Raw genomic sequence first — 18,473 nt, forward strand, 5'->3', positions numbered from 1 at the left:
TAGGAATACCCACCAGCCAGAGAAGAATGCCTCTCATATTTATCTCCATTAGGGCGCTCGCAGGTACGCTTCACGCCAACTTTACCAACTACGGCTGTAAACAGCTCGAGACTGCATATTGTTCCATGACAAAAGGAATTTGCTGGCGATGACAGCCTATTGACGGCTTTTTTTGGCAAACAGGGTTTGCACACGCACAACATTTCTGCGTGGTTATTTGTTTTCCTGTCACAAGCATCATATAAGGCCCATCAAAATCCTATAGACGAAGATGTGACACCGCGATGATTCAGACACCTTATTACATGATCGACAAGTCCAGACTGCTCCAGAACATGGAGAAGATTGCCTATGTGCGGGAGAAGTCCGGCGCCAAGGCTTTGCTGGCGTTGAAGTGCTTTGCCACATGGTCGGTGTTCGATTTCATGAGCCAGTATATGGATGGCACGACATCCTCATCGCTGTACGAGGTTCGTCTTGGCCATGAGAAGTTTGGCGGCGAAACTCATGCTTACAGCGTGGCCTATGCCGATTACGAGATCGATGAAGTCATCTCGCATGCTGACAAAATTATTTTTAACTCGATCAGCCAGCTTGAGCGTTTTGCTGACAAGGCTGCTGGTATCACGCGCGGACTTCGCCTCAATCCTCAGGTCAGCTCGTCCAGTTTTGATCTGGCGGACCCGGCCCGTCCGTTCAGCCGTCTCGGTGAGTGGGACGTCGCCAAGGTCGAGAAGGTCATGGATCGGATCTCCGGCTTCATGATCCACAACAACTGCGAAAACAATGATTTTGCGCTGTTTGACCGCATGTTGACGCAGATCGAGGAAAAGTTTGGAACGCTGCTTTCTCGCGCCGAATGGGTAAGCCTTGGTGGTGGCATCCACTTTACCGGCGAAGGTTACCCGATCGATGCATTCTGTGACCGCCTCAAGGCGTTCTCGCAAAAATACGACGTGCAGGTTTATCTGGAGCCAGGCGAGGCTTCGATCACCAAGAGCACGACGCTCGAAGTGACGGTTCTCGATACGCTTTATAACGGCAAGAACCTGGCAATTGTCGACAGCTCGATCGAAGCCCATATGCTCGATCTGTTGATCTACCGCGAAAATGCCAAGGTAACGCCAAATGAAGGCGATCACAGCGTTATGGTCTGCGGTAAGTCCTGCCTCGCCGGCGATATATTCGGGGAGTTCCGTTTTGGCTCCGAGCTCAAGATCGGCGACCGGATTTCGTTCCAGGACGCTGCTGGCTATACTATGGTCAAAAAGAACTGGTTCAATGGCGTGAAAATGCCGGCCATCGTCATCAAGGAACTGGATGGCTCGCTCCGTTCGGTCCGTGAATTTGATTTTGCCGATTACGAGCAAAGTCTTTCATAACATGAGCTGTGATAAGGGCAGCTCCTGTAAAACCTAATCCAACAGTATCTTATCCCCGTGGGGAAAAGGAGGCATCACCTGAAATGAAGAAGAACGTTCTCATCATCGGCGCCGGTGGCGTGGCACAGGTCGTGGCGCATAAGTGCGCCCAGAACAGCGATGTATTGGGAGACATTCATATTGCGTCACGCACCGTTGAAAAGTGCCGCAAGATTGTCGAATCCGTACGCGAGAAGAAGAGCCTCAAAACCGAGGTGAAGCTTGAGGCCCATGCGCTTGACGCTATGGATGTTGAGGCAACAAAAGCCTTGATAGAGAAAACCGGTGTTGAGATTGTTATCAACGTCGGTTCGGCTTTCGTGAACATGTCCGTTCTTCGCGCCTGTATGGATGCAGGTGTTGCCTATATGGATACTGCAATCCACGAAGATCCGGGTAAAATCTGCGAAGCACCACCGTGGTACGGAAACTACGAGTGGAAGCGCGCCGCAGAGTGCAAGGAAAAAGGTATCACTGCCATTCTCGGCGTCGGTTTCGACCCGGGTGTCGTGAACGCCTATGCACGTCTTGCCAAGGATGAATATTTCGACAAGGTGACCTCGGTTGATATCGTTGATATCAACGCTGGCAGCCATGGTCGCTGGTTCTCCACCAACTTTGATCCGGAGATCAACTTCCGCGAGTTTACGGGCGTTGTTTACTCCTGGCAGAACCAGCAGTGGCAGACCAACAAGATGTTCGAGGTGGGTCAGGAATTTGACCTGCCGGTTGTTGGCAAGCAAAAAGCCTACATGACCGGCCATGACGAAGTGCATTCGCTGTCCAAGAACATGGACGGCGCCGATGTCCGTTTCTGGATGGGCTTTGGTGATCACTACATCAACGTCTTTACCGTGCTGAACAACCTTGGTCTTCTGTCTGAAAAGCCGGTTAAGACCGCCGAAGGTCTTGAAGTTGTGCCGCTGAAGGTGGTCAAGGCCGTTTTGCCTGATCCGTCATCTCTTGCACCTGATTATGTCGGCAAGACTTGCATTGGCGATATCGTCAAGGGCACCAAAGACGGCAAGGAACGCGAAGTCTTCATTTACAACGTGGCTGACCACAAGGAAGCCTATGAAGAAGTCGGCAGTCAGGGCATTTCCTACACTGCTGGCGTGCCACCAGTTGCTGCGGCGATGTTGATTGCGACCGGTGAGTGGGATGTGAAGCAGATGGCGAACGTGGAAGAACTGCCGCCGCAGCCATTCCTCGACATCCTGAACCGCATCGGCCTGCCGACGCGCATCAAGGATGAGAACGGCGATCGCGCGCTGGACTTCTCTTGAAGATAGACAAAAAAAGCCCCGCAATTGCGGGGCTTTTTTATGGCCTATTCGGCCGGAACCTTGATCTTTTTCGGTTTGGCAGGTGCGGCAGCCTTTGCAGCGGTTTTTCTTTTGACGGCCGGATGGGTGGCAGTGGATTCGTTCAAAAGTTTAAACTCCCGGGTCGCTTGACCCCAATGTTCGGCATCCCTGCCATTTGGATGTCCTTCTGCCTCCCACAGGGTGTAGGCACGCTTGCTGATCCATTCGTATTCCGAAGACTGCATTTCAAATCTCCTGTTGATGATCGTTGCTTGTGCAACGCGATACGCATGGCCGGCAGGACGCTGGACAGGGATTGCGCCGGCAATCTGAGAGGTCATTACAAGGCATGATTCGGCAGGCGTCAAGCGTTCTTGCTGCGCTGCAAGAACGCCATGGTTGCCATTTGTCAAATCCATGCGATTTTTGGGACGAAAGTTGTATCGATCCTGGACCGGCATTGGTGTTTATCAATGCATTGCCACCTGTAAAATGTACTTTCACAATGAAAACCGAACAGCGCTTCCTGGCATTCAATTTTAGGTGATCAGATGAATGACATGACCGGTCCCGACAATCAGCTCATGGTCGAGCGCAAAGGTTATCTTGGGATCATCCAGCTTAACCGGCCGCGTGCACTCAACAGTCTGAACCTGAATATGGTGCATCATATGAGGGAGGCATTGGCCACCTTCGCCGATGACCCTGAGATAACCAGTGTTATTGTTACAGGTGAGGGCGGACGGGCCTTTTGCGCCGGCGGTGACATCCGCATTATCCATGACCTTGGCAAGGCAAACGACCCTGATGTCGGCCGTTTTTGGCGGGAGGAATTTCCGCTCAACTATACTATCGCACATTATCCCAAACCCTATATCGCTCTAATGGATGGCATTGTCATGGGAGGTGGCGTGGGGCTTTCCGCCCACGGTGCGTTCCGTGTGGTGACGGAGACGACACGTCTTGCGATGCCCGAAACCGGGATAGGCTATTTTCCAGATGTCGGGGTCAGCTGGCTTTTGCCAAAGGCGCCCGGGGAAATTGGTACATGGATGGGTTTGACCGGCAATGAGGTCAATGCTGCGGATGCGATATTTGCAGGACTTGCGGATGTGCACGTTCCGTCAGAGCGATTGGAGGAGTTGACCAAAGCAATCTCTGCACTTGGTCCATCGCATGTGCATAAGGGCATTGAGATGCTGTTGGCGCAATTTTCAACGCCGCCAGCACCGGGGATGTTTGAAACCGGTCGCGAGCTTATCGATGCCGTGTTTAGCCATGATACGGTTGAAGAGATTATTGCCACGTTGAAGGCCAGGGATGATGCTTTTTCGCAAACGACACTACAGACCCTGCAGAAGAGATCACCAACCAGCCTGAAAATCACCTTGCGTATGTTGCGGCTGGCCCGTGACAGTTCCGGTCTGATCGAATGTTTGGAGCGTGAATTCGCGGCTGGATTAGAGGTTTTAAAGGGCTATGATTTTTATGAGGGTGTGAGGGCGGCGATCATCGACAAGGACCGCAATCCCCAGTGGCAACCGGCTATGCTCAGCGATGTCACAGATGAAGATGTCGCACGGTATTTTGGCCAAAATCCCCACCCCGTTTTTGCCAGCCACAGGCTGTAAACTTGCGAAAGCTTTAGGCAATACTTCCTCCTATTTGCCTGAGAGGGAATATTAATCGCATACCGCCAATTCATTTGGCGTAAAATTCTCCTTTCCGTAGAGGTGTTGGAGGGGGATTCCTCGCATGAGCGGGCTGCTATCTATAGTTTCATCCTCAGTTCATTTGTGGGGAATTCAATGAAGCGCCTTCTCATTCTCGGTTCAGCACTTGCTGTTCTCTTCTCCGGTCAGGCTTTTGCCGAAGCGCCGAAAACGCTGCTCAATGCATCCTATGACGTTGCGCGTGAAGTCTTTGCTGCCGAAAATGAAGCCTTCATCAAGGCGCATCCGGGCGTAACGGTTGACCAGTCTCACGCTGGTACATCCAAGCAGGCGCGCGCCATTGTCGAAGGTCTGGAAGCCGACGTTGTGACGTTCAATCAGGTAACGGATATCGATTTTCTGGTGAAGCAGGGTTTTGTCTCTGCTGACTGGCAGAAAGACTTTCCGAACAACGCTTCGCCATTTTATTCCTTCCCGTCTTTCCTCGTTCGCGCTGGTAACCCGAAGAATATCAAGGACTGGGACGATCTGGCCCGCGATGACGTGAAGATTGTTTTCCCGAACCCGAAAACCTCCGGAAATGCCCGCTACACCTATCTGGCTGCCACTGCTTACGCCAAGGAAAAGTTCAACGGCGACGAGGCGAAGGTTGAAGGTTTCGTCAAGAAAATCTTTGAGAACGTTCCGGTTTTTGACACCGGAGGCCGCGCTGCCACCACCACCTTCGTTGAACGCGAAATCGGTGACGTGATCATCACGTTTGAAGCGGAAACCCGTGGCATTGCCAAGCAGTATGGCACAGACAAGTTCGAAAGCGTGGTGCCGTCGGTCAGCCTGCTTGCAGAATTCCCTGTTGCTGTCGTCGACAAGGTCATTGACAAGCGCGGCTCGCGTGAACTGGCAAAATCCTACCTCGACTTCCTCTATACGGAAGAAGGTCAGAAGATCGCCGCTGAATTCGGCCACCGCGTCAACAACGAAAAGGTCGCTGCAGAATTCAAGGATCAGTTCCCAGCAATTCGCCTGGTGACAGTGGACGATGTTTTCGGTGGTTGGGATAAGGTGCAGAAGGAGCATTTTGCCTCCGGCGCCGTCCTTGACAAGCTTTACGGCAACCGTTGATAAAAATCGAACTGAATACGGATTCAACCCGGCAGGGCAAACCTGCCGGGTCAATTTGTTTGGGGGATGCCGTTTGAAACGCAATGTCTTGCCGGGGTTAAGCCTCTCACTCGGCGTAACCCTTTTTTACGTTGGCGTTATCGTTTTGCTGCCGCTGGCGGCGCTGGTGTTCAAGGCCGCCAGCCTTGGGCCTGTTGAATACTGGAGCATCGTGTCGTCGCCGCGTGCGGTTGCAAGCTACCGCGTTACGGTTTTGTGCGCTTTGGCGGCCACGTGTTTCAACGTGGTGTTTGGATTGGCGCTGGCTTGGGTGCTGACCCGCTACCGTTTTCCTGGCTGGCGTTTTGTCGATGCGATTGTCGATCTGCCCTTTGCCTTGCCGACCGCCGTTGCCGGTATCGCGCTGACCGCCCTGTTTGCCGGCAATGGCTGGTTTGGCTCCGTTCTCGCAATGGTCGGTATCAAGGTTGCCTACACGCCGATTGGCATCATGATTGCGATGGCCTTTACCAGCCTGCCCTTTATCGTGCGCACTGTGCAGCCGGTGCTGGAAGACCTCGATCCTGCTCTCGAAGAGGCCGCACAATCGCTTGGTGGCTCTGACTGGGAAATCTTTCGCAAAGTCATTCTGCCGTTGCTCACACCCGCCATTCTGGCGGGTCTTTCGCTGTCCTTTGCCCGCAGTCTGGGTGAATTTGGTGCGATTATTTTTATCGCCGGAAACCAGCCATTTGAAACTGAAATCACCTCGTTGCTCGTTTTCATTCGGCTCGAGGAATATGACTACCAGGCCGCCGCAGCGATTGCATCGGTGCTGTTGTTGACGGCATTCCTGATGCTGGCGGTGACCAACCTGCTGCAGGCTCGGGCCCTTCGTTATACGGTGAGGAGTTGAAGCCATGAGTGCAATCTCTTCTCATCGCAAACCGCCACGCGTCGGTGATACACCGCTTGTTCGCCGCTCCTTGATTGCCTTTGTGTTGATCATCGGTTTCTTGCTGGTGGTTGCGCCACTTGTTATCATTGGTGTTGAGGCTTTTTCGGCTGGCTTGAAGGCCTATTCCGCGACGATCATTCATCCGGATACACGCCACGCGATTTTCCTGACGGTGGTTACGGCGCTGATTGCGGTTCCGATCAATACGGTGTTCGGTATTGCGGCGGCATGGGCAATCACCAAGTTTGATTTTCCCGGTCGCAGGCTGCTTCTGGTGGTCATTGAAATACCTTTTTCGATCTCGCCGATTGTTGCGGGTGTGGCCTATCTATTTGTCTATGGTCTGCAGGGGCTGTTTGGGCCGTTGCTGGATGCCTACGACATCAAGATCCTGTTTGCCCTTCCGGGCATCGTGATTGCGTCGATGTTCGTGACGGCACCCTTTGTGGCGCGTGAGCTCATTCCGCTGATGCAGGCGCAGGGCCGTGATCTGGAAGAGGCGGCAACCTCGCTGGGTGCTTCCGGCTGGCGGACATTCTTCTCGGTCACATTGCCGAATATCAAATGGGCTTTGCTGTATGGCGTTGTGCTCTGTAACGCGCGTGTGATGGGCGAATTCGGCGCGGTGTCAGTGGTATCGGGCAATATTCGCGGGCAAACCAATACGCTGCCGCTGCATATCGAGCTGCTTTATCATGACTATCAGACGGCGGGCGCCTTCGCGTCCGCCTCCATTCTGGCTTTCCTGGCGGTGGTCACCATCATTGCCAAGGTCATGCTGGAACGACGCGGCGCCGGGCGTGGCCGCAAGGCTGACAATGGTGCCAGTGCTGCATCCACGGAGACACATGCATGAAAATCCGCCTCGAAAATGTGGTGAAGACCTTCGATACATTCCGTGCCGTGCATGATGTGTCTCTGGATATCGAAAGCGGTGAACTGCTTGCGCTGCTTGGCCCTTCCGGTTCTGGCAAAACGACGATCCTGCGCATGGTGGCCGGGCTTGAATATGCCGATGGCGGCCGCATCATGTTTGGTGACGAGGACGCGACCAATATTCCGGTGAGAGACCGTGGGGTTGGTTTTGTGTTCCAGCATTATGCGCTGTTTCCACACATGACGCTCAATGAAAACATTGCTTTTGGCATGAAGGTGTCACGCGTCAAACGTGACAAGGCAGCGATTGCGGCACGCGTTGACGAGCTGTTGCGGCTGGTCAAGCTGGACGGGCTGGGTGATCGGTTTCCGGCGCAGATTTCCGGCGGCCAGCGTCAGCGTGTTGCTCTGGCACGCGCGCTTTCGGTTGATCCAAAAGTGTTGCTGCTGGATGAGCCTTTTGGTGCTCTCGACGCCAATGTGCGCCGTGATCTGCGCCGCTGGTTGCGCGAAATTCATGAGGAGCTTGGTATCACCACGATTTTCGTGACGCATGATCAGGAGGAAGCGCTCGATCTGGCCGACCGTGTCGTCATTCTGAAAGACGGAAAGATCGAGCAGCAGGGCACGTCTAAAGAGGTTTGCCGCAATCCGGTGTCGCCGTTCGTCATGCGCTTTTTGGGCGATGCCAATCGTATCTCCGGCGTTGCCAGAAACGGCAAGGTGTTTGTCGGCGAAATGGAATTGCCCTTTGCCTATCATTCCGGTGACGGCAAGGTCGATATCTTCGTTCGTCCAGTCGATCTGGATTGGGAACACCTCCACGACGGGTTGCCTGCGAAGGTTATCCGGGTGCTGGACCGGGCCGGTGAACGACGGGTGATTGCCAGCACCGAAGCCGGGGATATCCTCGAATTCGATGTGCCCCCGGAAAACGGCGTTGAAGCCGGTGAAACCGGATATGTGGTTGTGCGACGGGCCCGGATTTTTCCAGCAAGCTAAAGCCGTGGGTATTATGAGGTGAGGGTAAATTCGCCCTGCGCCTTGATTTCACCATTGATCAGCAGATCGACCTGATGGCGGCCTGGATAATGTGTCCGGGTCGTAAAGTCTTTGATAGCGCGGTTGATGCCAAGTTCGACACGCTCGCCAGGTTCCAGATGCAGTTCCTTCCACTTGAAAACCTTGGGCGCCGTGCTGCCGGCTTTTTTGACGTAATGCAGGGCATAGTCCACCACCAGCTTTTGTCGCTCCGCACCGGTCGCCTTGATCGCAGCGGTAATTCGCACATTCTCTCCAAGTGAGATGTTGTCAGGTGATACCTGAAAGCTTTCAACAACAACGTCTGCCTTGCCCTTCACGCCAAGAATGGCCAGAGCCGAGTTGTCGCCTTTCTTGATCAGGGTACGCAGCGCCTGGCGGATGATCCATGTGGTGTGCTGATTATCCGTGGGCCATGTCGCCACCTTCTGCAAAACGAAGGCCGGATTATCCTTGGTGATGTCATTGAGATGGTTGGCCACGGATTTGCGGACATAAAGAGACGGATCGCTTTTCAGCTTCTCCAGAATAGGCATGACCGGGGCGGGGTCGTCTACCAATGCCTTTAACTGGAAAGACCATGGCAAGCGCGGACGGCAACCTTCCGAACTCAGCCGACGCACATGCTCGTTTTCATCAAATGCCCATGTCTTCATAACATCCAATGTGCGCGACATGTCCTTTGCCAGAAAATGCCGGATTGCAAATTCAGATGAGCCGAAACGGGTGAAATATTGCAGCGCCTGCATCGATTGTTCGAAATGGTCCTGACCAAAAAGCGCCACATATTCTGCGAGGCTGATCGAGGTGAAACCATGATTGATGTGGGGCGCTAGAGCCGAGAGAATTTCTATATTACGGTTGTAGTCGCCGGGCAAAACGGCGTGCCAGGCAATGGCAACTTGCCGCATGCGTTGCATGATGCCGAGATCATCAAGTCCCAACATGGCATGGTGTATGAAAGCCGCTTCATCAAACGGTGCGTGTGCTGCCTTGGTAATTGACGCAAGGTGCCGCAGGCGGTCGCGATTGAATATTTCCTTTAGGGCGGGCTGGGGTTCTTGCGCCATTTTCTGCGATCCGATTGTTCTCTTTTTGTTCCTTAATCGTAAAACGATAGTGAGGCAATCGATAAAAGAAAACCCGGCGTTTATGGCGCCGGGTTTCCTCGAAAAGCAGTGTTGTTATCAGCTCATCTGGCTGATGAAGCGGGTCTCGAGATAGGCCTGTGTGGCTTCAGAGCCACCTTCCGTGCCGTAACCACTGTCCTTGATGCCACCAAACGGCACTTCTGGCAGGGCCAGACCATTGTGGTTGATGGTCAGCATGCCTGCTTCCACTTGGCGACCGAGGTCGTGGGCTGTCTTGGCAGAACCGGTGAAGGCGTAAGAGGCAAGACCGAAGGGCAAGCGGTTTGCTTCCGTCACTGCGTCCTCGAACTTCGAGAACTTGTTGATGATAGCGACCGGGCCGAATGGCTCATCATTCATGATCTTGGCGTGGGTTGGTACATTGGCCAGAACCGTTGGCTCGAAGAAGTTGCCGCGGTTGCCGATGCGGTTGCCACCGGTCTTCAACTCGGCGCCATGCGAAACAGCATCGTTGATCAGTGCTTCGATGGCCGGAATGCGGCGTTCATTGGCCAGCGGGCCCATGGTGACATCGCTTTCAAGGCCATTGCCAACCTTGACGGCCTTGGCAGCTTCCACGAAGCCTTCAAGGAAACGATCGGCCACACCCTCCTGAACCAGGAAGCGGGTCGGAGAAACACAGACCTGTCCGGCATTGCGATACTTCGACAGGGAGGTAACAGCAATTGCCTTTTCGATGTCGGCGTCATCAAAGATCATAACCGGTGCGTGACCGCCCAGTTCCATGGTGGCGCGCTTCATGTGCTTGCCAGCCAAGGCGGCAAGGTGTTTGCCGATTGGTGTCGAACCGGTAAACGAAATCTTGCGGATAACCGGATGCGGAATGAGGTATTCGGAAATTTCGGCAGGAACACCATAAACGAGGTTGATAACGCCAGCCGGAACGCCGGCATCAGCAAAGGCGCGGATCAGTTCGGCCGGAGATGCCGGGGTTTCCTCTGGTGCCTTGACGATGATCGAACATCCAGTGGACAGGGCAGCGGACAGCTTGCGGACGATCTGGTTGATCGGGAAGTTCCACGGTGTGAAGGCGGCAACCGGGCCAACCGGCAGCTTGATGGCAAGCTGCGAAACCCCAGTGGCGCGTGATGGAATGACCTGGCCGTAGGTTCTGCGGGCTTCTTCGGCAAACCAGTCGATGGTGTCGGCCGCGCCCACCACTTCCATGGCAGACTGTGCCAGCGGTTTGCCCTGTTCGCGGGTCATGATCCAGGCAATGTAATCCTTGCGTTCGCGCAGAATGTCGGCAGCGCGACGCATGATCTTGGAGCGATCATAAGGCGAGGTATCACGCCAGACTTTGAAACCTTCGTCCGCCGCGGCCAGCGCCAGATCGAGATCAGGCTTGGTGGCGTGGGCAATCTTGCCAATGATTTCGTCGGTTGCGGGGTCGCTGACGGCAATCGTCTCACCGTTGATGGCATTGCGCCATTCGCCGTTGATGAAAAGCTGGATGTCTGGATAAGTGTACATGTCAAACCTTTGTGATTTGGTGTGTATCAGCGCGCCAGGGGAGAGACCAATTCCAGGACTTGTCCGGTGGTTACAAAACCATAGACGTGAAACTGGCTGACAGCGCGTTGTAAAATCTTTGTGCCGTTATAGGATGGGAGACCGGACACCTGACATATTGGGTTTCGTCTGCTGCATTGCAATATGATTTGCGTTCAAATTTATTGAACTGAAACGTCGTTTTAGATGCTGATGGGCCCAATTGGTGCGTTTCAAACCATGTTCATCAATGAAAAAAACCGGCATCCTTCTTGGATGCCGGTTTTTTGCTGCTGATGGCTTGTAAGATCAGAAGAAGGCTTGAATACCGGTCTGCGCACGCCCAAGGATCAGTGCATGCACATCATGCGTGCCTTCGTAGGTGTTGACTGTTTCGAGGTTCTGGGCATGGCGCATGACGTGATACTCGATCTGGATACCGTTGCCGCCGTGCATGTCACGGGCTTGGCGCGCCACATCCAGTGCCTTGCCGCAATTGTTGCGCTTGACGATGGAAATCATTTCCGGTGCCATCTTGTGCTCATCCATCAGGCGGCCAACCCGCAAGGAGGCTTGAAGGCCGAGGGTGATTTCCGTCTGCATGTCGGCCAGTTTCTTCTGGTAAAGCTGCATGCCAGCCAGCGGCTTGCCGAACTGTTTACGGTCAAGGCCATATTGGCGGGCGCGGACCCAGCAGTCTTCCGCTGCACCCAGCACGCCCCAGGAAATGCCGTAGCGGGCGCGGTTGAGGCAACCGAACGGGCCCTTGAGGCCGGAGACGTTTGGCAGTAGCGCGTCTTCGCCAACTTCAACGCCGTCCATGACGATTTCACCTGTTATCGATGCGCGCAGGGACAGTTTTCCGCCGATTTTCGGAGCTGAAAGACCCCTCATGCCTTTTTCCAGTACGAAGCCACGGATTTCATTGTTGTGTGCTTCAGACTTTGCCCAGACCACAAAAACATCCGCGATCGGTGCGTTGGAAATCCAGGTCTTGGCGCCACGCAGACGGTAACCGCCTTCGATCTTTTCGGCGCGGGTTTTCATGCCGCCGGGATCGGAGCCTGCATCCGGTTCCGTCAGACCAAAGCAGCCGATCAGTTCGCCGGACACGAGGCCTGGCAGGTATTTGTCTTTTTGTTCTTCCGAGCCGTAGGCAAAGATCGGATAAATGACCAGCGAGGACTGCACGCTCATCATCGAACGATAGCCGCTGTCGATACGTTCGACTTCGCGTGCGACGAGACCATAGGCAACGTAACTTGCTTCTGCTGCGCCGTATTTCTCAGGCAAAGTCACACCCAGCAGGCCGGTCTGGCCCATCAGGCGGAACAATTCTGGCTCGGATGTCTCGGTGAGATAGGCTTCCTGAATGCGAGGCAGAAGTTCGGCTTCGGCAAATGCCGCCGCCGTATCGCGGATCATCCGCTCGTCTTCGGTCAGTTGGTCTTCGAGCAGGAAAGGGTCCTGCCAGTTGAATGCAACACGCTCGCTCACAATCAAGTCTCCTGTTTGTAGGAGCGATAATTGGGCATTGTGCCGTCGCAAGCAAGCAATGTTTACTCATTTTCCTATTCCATATAGTAATGATCCATGACAACGCTCAGCCGCAAATTACTGCCGTCCTCCAGTGCACTTGCCGCCTTCGATTCCGTGGCGCGGCTTGGCAGTTTTTCATTGGCTGCCGATGAGTTGTCGCTCACGCAGGGTGCTATCAGCCGGCAGGTTATGTCGCTGGAAGAGCAACTTGGTGTACGATTGTTTGAGCGTGGTGCACGCGGCGTTTCGCTGACAGCTGAAGGCCGCACTTATGCCAAGGCGATCGGTGCAGCGCTGGGTGAAATACGCGCTGCGTCCCTGCAGCTTATGACTAAAACGCATGGCAGTGTCTTAAATCTGGCCATGTTGCCGACATTCGGTACACGTTGGCTGTTGCCGCGTATTCCCGATTTCGTCGACAGCCACCCCGAGATCACCATTAATTTTGCCACCCGTATCGGTCAGTTCGATTTCGAGAGGGAGGGCATCGATATGGCGATCCATATCGGGCAGCCGGACTGGCCAGCGGCAGAAAGCACGTTTCTGATGCCGGAAATGGTGGCACCGGTCTGCAGCCCTGCGTTTCTGGCAGATCATCCCATCAAATCCGCGCAAGATATTGCCGATTTTCCACTATTGCATATGGCATCACGGCCGGGCGCCTGGGATCACTGGTTTCAGAGCTTGGGTGTTGTCATGTCTCCCTCCAAAGGCATGCGTTTCGAACAGTTTTCCAGCGTTGCGCAGGCCTGTATTGCCGGCCTTGGTATTGCATTGATGCCATTGTTTCTGATCGAGGTGGAGTTGAAGGTCGGGCATATCGTGCAGGCGTTTCCGCATCAGGTCAGAAGCCCCAGTTCCTATTACTCCGTCGCGCCGGTTTCGCGCAGCAATCATGTGCCGGTAAAGCTGTTCCGCGAGTGGCTGCTGGGGCAGGTCGAGCAATATCGAAAACAGGCCAATTTATAAATTTTTAGCGTCATTTGAGGGCGTTACAGCGTTATCCCTTGTTTTTGAGGCGACGGGACTCGACTCGCAAATTCATCTCGCTTATGCTGATTAAACGTTTAATCACTACGATTGATTGGTATGGCAACTCTGCGGCCCGGAACAAATCTGAGCGCGATCGCAACGGCATTGGGTGTGTCGGTTGCGACGGTGTCCAACGCGCTGTCGGGCAAGGGCCGTGTTTCTGCCGAATTGAGTGAAAAAATCCGCAAAACCGCCGATGAACTGGGTTATGTGCCAAGTTCTGCCGGGCGTGCGCTTCGCACCGGCCGCAGCGGCGTTCTTGGGCTTGTTCTGCCTGACATTGCCAATCCCCTTTTCCCGCAAATTGCGCAGGCCATTGAACAGGCCGCTGGCAATGCTGGTTATGGCGTGCTGATTGCCGACTCCCGCGGCGAAATTTCCAAACAGACCGAAGCGATCAACCGGCTTATCGAGCGGGGCGTTGATGGCATGGTGATTGTTCCACGTCGTGGCACCCGCATTGCTGATGTGGATTTTCCGGTGGCTGTTATCGACAGCCCGTCGACACCGGGGAACACGGTATCTGCCGACCACTGGGAAGGTGGCGCAACTCTTGGCAATTACCTTTCCGATCTCGGTCATCGCAAAATCCTGCTTGTCGGCAAAAACCCTGACTCCAACGTGCAGAATGACCGATTGGGTGGCATTCGCTCCGCCTTGCCAAATGGCTGCGTGACGGAGACGTTGTGGATCGAACGATTGGAACAGACGGCCGGCGGCGATTGCGGTCTCGGACTGGCGGAAAAGGTCCAGAACGGATTTACAGCATTTGCGGCTGTATCCGATCTGCATGCCCTGCGTATCCTGACGGAATTGCAGCGGGAAGGCATCAACGTGCCCGAGCAGGCCAGCGTTGCAGGATTTGATGATCTTATCTGGGGTCCTGTCGTCACGCCGCCATTGACCACAATGCGCATGGATATGGACCGTATTGCAGAAATTGCCGTGGCAGCACTCGTCAGCGTGATCGAAAACGAGGATGTGGCCGGAAAACAGATATCGGGAAATGTCACCTCGGAGGTGTCCAAGGTGCCGATGGAACTTGTCATTCGTGGTTCGGCAGGCCCGGTGACCAATCGTCTTATGAACGTCAAAAACTCTAGAGCTGGAGAACAAATAACATGAAAAAGATTCTTTTCGCGTCGGGCACAGCCTTGATGCTGACCATGGGTGCCGCACAGGCGCAGGACAAGACGCTGACGATCTCCGTCTACGCATTTGCCCAGGATGAGTTCAAGGAACTCGTCTACACACCATTCGAAGAAAAGTGTGGTTGCAAGCTGGTCGTTGAAACCGGCAACAGCGTTGAACGTCTTGCCAAGATGGAAGCCAACAAGGCAAATCCTGTCGTTGATCTCGCAATCGTTTCGATGGCTGACGCTCTTTCCGCCACACGCAAGGACCTGACGCAGAAGATCGATGCCGCCAAGGTTCCGAACATCGAAAAGCTGTACGACATTGCCAAGGACCCGAATGGCGACGGCATGAGTGTTGGCGTCAACTTCTACGCCACATCCATCGTTTATCGCACCGACAAGATGAAGATCGATTCCTGGGCTGATCTTCTGAAGGATGACGTTGTTGATCACGTTGCTTTCCCGAACGTCACCACCAACCAGGGCCCGCCAGCGCTCTACATGCTCGGCAAGGCCATCGGCAAGGACACGCCGGACCTGAAGGGCGCTATCGAAGCGCTCGGTGAAAAGAAGGACGAGATCGTAACCTTCTACGTGAAGTCTTCGCAGCTCGTGCAGCTCATGCAGCAGGAAGAAATCTGGGCCGCACCGATCGGTCGGTTCTCCTGGGCACCTTTCACCAAGCTTGACCTGCCACTGGCATGGGCAACGCCAAAGGAAGGCCAGACGGGCGGCATGAACGTTCTGATCCTGCCAAAGGATGGCAAGAACGAAGACCTGGCGCTGCAGTTCATGGACTTCTGGCTGTCCACAGACGTTCAGAAGGCTCTCGCTGAAAAGCTGGTCGACAGCCCGACCAACAAGGAAGTCAAGGTTTCCGACGATGTTGCCAACAACATCACCTATGGCGAAGAAACCGCAAAGAGCCTGCAGCTCATTCCGTCTGCTGTCGCTCTCGACAACCGCGACGCATGGTTGTCCGAGTGGAACGCCAAGGTCGGCCAGTAATACAGATAGCCTCCCAAGGCTTGAGGAGTGCGGCTCTGGATAACCCGACCGCACTCCGCTCTTTACGAGGTTCGATTGCGCTTTGCGGTGCACTGTGCACCGCTTGAAGGATGATTTGAATGTTTCAGAACCGGACTGAAGCTCTGGTGCTTGCTCTGCCGGCAGCGATTTTTGCAGCAGCGGTTTTTCTTGTGCCGGTGTTCATGCTGCTTTCGGAGGGTTTCCACACTCCGCAAGGGTGGACATTGGGTGCCTATGTCGACTTCTTCTCAGAACCGTTGAACCAGACGGTGTTTCTGCGCACCCTTAAGCTGGGCGCTATCGTGACGCTGGTGTCCGCGGTTATCGGTTATGTGGCGGCTTTTGCCATTGTCAGCTTGCCGCCTGGCTCCAAGGGTCACGCTGTCAATCTGGTCGTTTTGCCGCTGATGATTTCGCCGGTTGCCCGTACCTATGCGTGGATCGTTATTCTGGGCCGCACGGGTATCGTCAATCAGGCGCTGATGTCGATCGGTTTGAGCGACGCGCCGATCCGTATCCTGTTCAGTGAAACGGCCGTATTTATCGGTCTGTTGCAGCTTTTCCTGCCGTTGATGATCATTTCGCTGATCAGTGCGCTTGAAAACATGCCGAAGGACACGATTGCTGCGGCCCGCGTGCTCGGTGCCAACTGGTTCCAGGTGTTCTGGAAGGTCATTCTGCCGCTGACCAAAGAAGGTCTGGTGGTGGGTGGTACGCTGGTTTTCACCGGTTCGCTGACAGCCTATATCACGCCCGCCATCCTCGGCGGTTCCAAGGTGCTGATGCTTGAAACGCTGCTCTACCAGCAGGTTACGGTTTCGAACAATTTCGTATCCGCCAGCGTCATCGCCTTCATTCTCATCATCATGAGCTTTGCTGCCAACATCCTGCTCAAGCGACTGGCGACAGCGAGGAACAAGAAATGACCCAACGCCTTTTCATTCCCATTACGCTCCTGTTGGTGCTTGGCTTCCTTATCGGGCCGTTCCTGATCATTGTGGCGGCATCCTTCTCCGCCGGTGATACGCTGGCTTTTCCGCCGCAGGGTTTCTCCCTGAAATGGATCGCCAAGGTCTTTACTGTTGAGAGCTTCCGGGCAAGTTTTGCCATGTCGATGTTCCTGGCGATTGGCGGCACGTTTACGGCCCTGGTGCTCGGCATTCCCGCAGCTTACGCCATGTCGCGCTACAAGCTGCCGTTTGCCGAGACGGTCAGAACCATCGTTTCCGCGCCGATTATCGTGCCGGGCATCATCGTTGGTCTTGCGTTGCTGCGTTACTTTGTCGTGCCATTCGGCGTTGGCATTACGCTGGCTCTGTTTCTGGCGCATACGGCGCTCATCCTGCCCTATGCGGTGCGGGTGGTGTCTGCCAGCCTCAACAACCTGCGCTCGGACATTGAGGAAGCGGCTGTTCTGCTTGGTTCCTCGCGGCTTGGTGCTTTCTTCCGGGTGGTTTTGCCCAACATCCGTGGCGGCATCCTGTCCGCCTTCATTCTTGGTTTCGTAACGAGCTTCAATCAGGTGCCTGTGTCGCTGTTCCTGTCCGGTCCAGGCGTGCGCACCCTGCCCATCGACATGCTGGGCTACATGGAAATTGTTTTCGATCCGTCCGTTGCCGCGCTTTCTTCGCTCTTGGCTTTCCTTTCCATCGGCATTGTTTTCCTTGCCGAACGTTTCCTGGGGTTCTCCCGTTATGTCTGACGCAAAATATCTCTCCCTTCAGAACCTCTCTCTGGCCTACGGCAATTCGATTGCCGTCAAGGATCTCAATCTGAACATCCGCAAGGGCGAATTGCTGGCGCTGCTTGGCCCGTCGGGCTGTGGCAAGACCACGACCATGCGCGCAGTTGCCGGCCTCATGCCGATTGCCGGTGGACGGATTGATCTTGATGGCGTCGACATTACCCGCGTATCTGCCAACAAGCGTGCGGTCGGCCTTGTGTTCCAGTCCTATGCGCTTTTCCCGCACCTGACGGTATTTGAGAATGTGGCCTTCGGCCTGAAGCTCAAGGGCATGACGGGCAAAAAACTGGAAGACAAGGTCAATTCCGGTTTGAAGTCGGTTGGCCTTTCCAACTTCGCGTCGCGCAAGCCGGCGGAACTTTCCGGTGGTCAGCAGCAACGTGTGGCATTGGCCCGTTCCATGGTTATGGAGCCGAAAGTACTTCTGCTGGACGAGCCGCTGTCCAACCTCGATGCGCGTCTGCGTCTTGAAATGCGCACCGAACTTCAGCGAGTTCAGAAGGAAACCGGCGTAACGATGATCTTCGTTACCCACGACCAGATCGAAGCGCTGGCGCTTGCTGACCGCATCGTCGTGATGAAGGGTGGTGCCATCGAGCAGATCGGCACGCCGGAGGAAATCTATAATGCTCCGGTTTCTTCTTTCGTTGCAGACTTCGTCGGCTTCGAAAATGTCTTCTCGCTTGACAATGGCCAGTTGAAAACGCCGAACGGCAATGTGGCTCTTTCCGGCCAGATCCCTGCTGCTGCAGGGCTGGCCTGGAGGCCGCGCATGGTAAATCTCGGTTCCGGTCCTTTCCGGGGTACCGTGCGCGGCACATCCTTTGCCGGCAACACACGTGAATATCTTCTCGATACGCCGCTTGGCCCGATCAAGGCGGAAACGGATGCCGCACTGCCATCGCATGCGCTGGGCGACGAACTTGATTTTGACCTGCCGATTGAAAAAGCGGCACGTCTGAACGAGGTCTGAA

The 18,473-nt window shown here is 54.6% G+C and carries 17 protein-coding genes; 13 read left to right on the forward strand and 4 right to left on the reverse strand.

The annotated features are described in order from the left end of the window. The first annotated feature begins 284 nt into the window (after positions 1 to 284). A complete protein-coding gene (nspC, locus tag M2418_RS00360; protein ID WP_259142294.1) occupies positions 285 to 1,382 on the forward strand; it encodes a carboxynorspermidine decarboxylase in 1,098 nt (365 codons plus the stop codon). A gap of 83 nt (positions 1,383 to 1,465) precedes the next feature. After that, entirely contained in the window at positions 1,466 to 2,707 is a 1,242-nt protein-coding gene (locus M2418_RS00365) for a saccharopine dehydrogenase family protein (RefSeq protein WP_192487977.1), read from the forward strand. 44 nt (positions 2,708 to 2,751) lie between these two features. Here M2418_RS00365 and M2418_RS00370 read toward each other — a convergent pair whose 3' ends face one another. Then, positions 2,752 to 2,973: a DUF2934 domain-containing protein gene (locus tag M2418_RS00370; protein ID WP_250982315.1), complete on the reverse strand. Its 222-nt coding sequence runs from the start codon at positions 2,971 to 2,973 to the stop codon at positions 2,752 to 2,754. A 306-nt stretch (positions 2,974 to 3,279) separates the two neighbouring features. On the opposite strand from M2418_RS00370, the gene M2418_RS00375 reads away from it, so the two are divergent. The 5 genes from M2418_RS00375 to M2418_RS00395 all read left to right on the forward strand — a co-directional run bounded on the left by M2418_RS00375 (position 3,280) and on the right by M2418_RS00395 (position 8,338). After that, positions 3,280 to 4,359 carry an enoyl-CoA hydratase/isomerase family protein gene (locus M2418_RS00375; RefSeq protein ID WP_405049354.1) on the forward strand — a complete coding sequence of 360 codons (1,080 nt, stop codon included), beginning with the start codon at positions 3,280 to 3,282 and terminating at the stop codon, positions 4,357 to 4,359. Between the two features lie 177 nt (positions 4,360 to 4,536). Then, positions 4,537 to 5,523 (forward strand): thiosulfate ABC transporter substrate-binding protein CysP, encoded by a 987-nt coding sequence (gene cysP, locus M2418_RS00380; protein WP_259142298.1) that lies wholly within the window; start codon positions 4,537 to 4,539, stop codon positions 5,521 to 5,523. A 73-nt stretch (positions 5,524 to 5,596) separates the two neighbouring features. Continuing rightward, entirely contained in the window at positions 5,597 to 6,418 is an 822-nt protein-coding gene (cysT, locus tag M2418_RS00385) for a sulfate ABC transporter permease subunit CysT (RefSeq protein WP_259142300.1), read from the forward strand. Between the two features lie 4 nt (positions 6,419 to 6,422). Further along, positions 6,423 to 7,316: a sulfate ABC transporter permease subunit CysW gene (gene cysW / locus M2418_RS00390; RefSeq protein WP_259142302.1), complete on the forward strand. Its 894-nt coding sequence runs from the start codon at positions 6,423 to 6,425 to the stop codon at positions 7,314 to 7,316. Next, on the forward strand, positions 7,313 to 8,338 hold the full coding sequence (locus tag M2418_RS00395) for a sulfate/molybdate ABC transporter ATP-binding protein (protein ID WP_192487982.1): 1,026 nt from the start codon (positions 7,313 to 7,315) through the stop codon (positions 8,336 to 8,338). The genes cysW and M2418_RS00395 overlap by 4 nt, the downstream gene beginning before the upstream one ends. A gap of 11 nt (positions 8,339 to 8,349) precedes the next feature. Here M2418_RS00395 and M2418_RS00400 read toward each other — a convergent pair whose 3' ends face one another. The 3 genes from M2418_RS00400 to M2418_RS00410 form a co-directional block, all read right to left on the reverse strand. Further along, entirely contained in the window at positions 8,350 to 9,447 is a 1,098-nt protein-coding gene (locus M2418_RS00400; protein WP_259142322.1) for a DNA alkylation repair protein, read from the reverse strand. Between the two features lie 117 nt (positions 9,448 to 9,564). After that, complete coding sequence (locus tag M2418_RS00405) at positions 9,565 to 11,001, reverse strand: NAD-dependent succinate-semialdehyde dehydrogenase (RefSeq protein WP_259142324.1); 1,437 nt, start codon at positions 10,999 to 11,001, stop codon at positions 9,565 to 9,567. 327 nt (positions 11,002 to 11,328) lie between these two features. After that, positions 11,329 to 12,516, reverse strand: a complete 1,188-nt coding sequence (locus tag M2418_RS00410; RefSeq protein ID WP_259142334.1) for an acyl-CoA dehydrogenase — start codon at positions 12,514 to 12,516, stop codon at positions 11,329 to 11,331. 96 nt (positions 12,517 to 12,612) lie between these two features. Between M2418_RS00410 and M2418_RS00415 the strand changes: the two genes are divergently transcribed. From M2418_RS00415 to M2418_RS00440, 6 genes are all read left to right on the forward strand, one after another. After that, the gene (locus M2418_RS00415; protein ID WP_259142337.1) at positions 12,613 to 13,527 is read left to right on the forward strand and encodes a LysR family transcriptional regulator; all 915 of its coding nucleotides are present in this window, start codon (positions 12,613 to 12,615) and stop codon (positions 13,525 to 13,527) included. 120 nt (positions 13,528 to 13,647) lie between these two features. After that, positions 13,648 to 14,715: a LacI family DNA-binding transcriptional regulator gene (locus M2418_RS00420; protein WP_250982308.1), complete on the forward strand. Its 1,068-nt coding sequence runs from the start codon at positions 13,648 to 13,650 to the stop codon at positions 14,713 to 14,715. Further along, positions 14,712 to 15,734, forward strand: a complete 1,023-nt coding sequence (locus M2418_RS00425; protein WP_250982307.1) for an ABC transporter substrate-binding protein — start codon at positions 14,712 to 14,714, stop codon at positions 15,732 to 15,734. Before M2418_RS00420 ends, M2418_RS00425 begins: the two co-directional genes overlap by 4 nt. A gap of 119 nt (positions 15,735 to 15,853) precedes the next feature. Then, on the forward strand, positions 15,854 to 16,681 hold the full coding sequence (locus M2418_RS00430; protein ID WP_259142356.1) for an ABC transporter permease: 828 nt from the start codon (positions 15,854 to 15,856) through the stop codon (positions 16,679 to 16,681). Continuing rightward, positions 16,678 to 17,457 (forward strand): ABC transporter permease, encoded by a 780-nt coding sequence (locus M2418_RS00435; protein WP_250982305.1) that lies wholly within the window; start codon positions 16,678 to 16,680, stop codon positions 17,455 to 17,457. Before M2418_RS00430 ends, M2418_RS00435 begins: the two co-directional genes overlap by 4 nt. After that, positions 17,450 to 18,472, forward strand: a complete 1,023-nt coding sequence (locus tag M2418_RS00440; protein WP_259142358.1) for an ABC transporter ATP-binding protein — start codon at positions 17,450 to 17,452, stop codon at positions 18,470 to 18,472. The genes M2418_RS00435 and M2418_RS00440 overlap by 8 nt, the downstream gene beginning before the upstream one ends. Position 18,473 lies beyond the last annotated feature (1 nt).

This window comes from Rhizobium sp. BIGb0125 (genome assembly GCF_024810055.1).
GTDB lineage: Bacteria > Pseudomonadota > Alphaproteobacteria > Rhizobiales > Rhizobiaceae > Agrobacterium.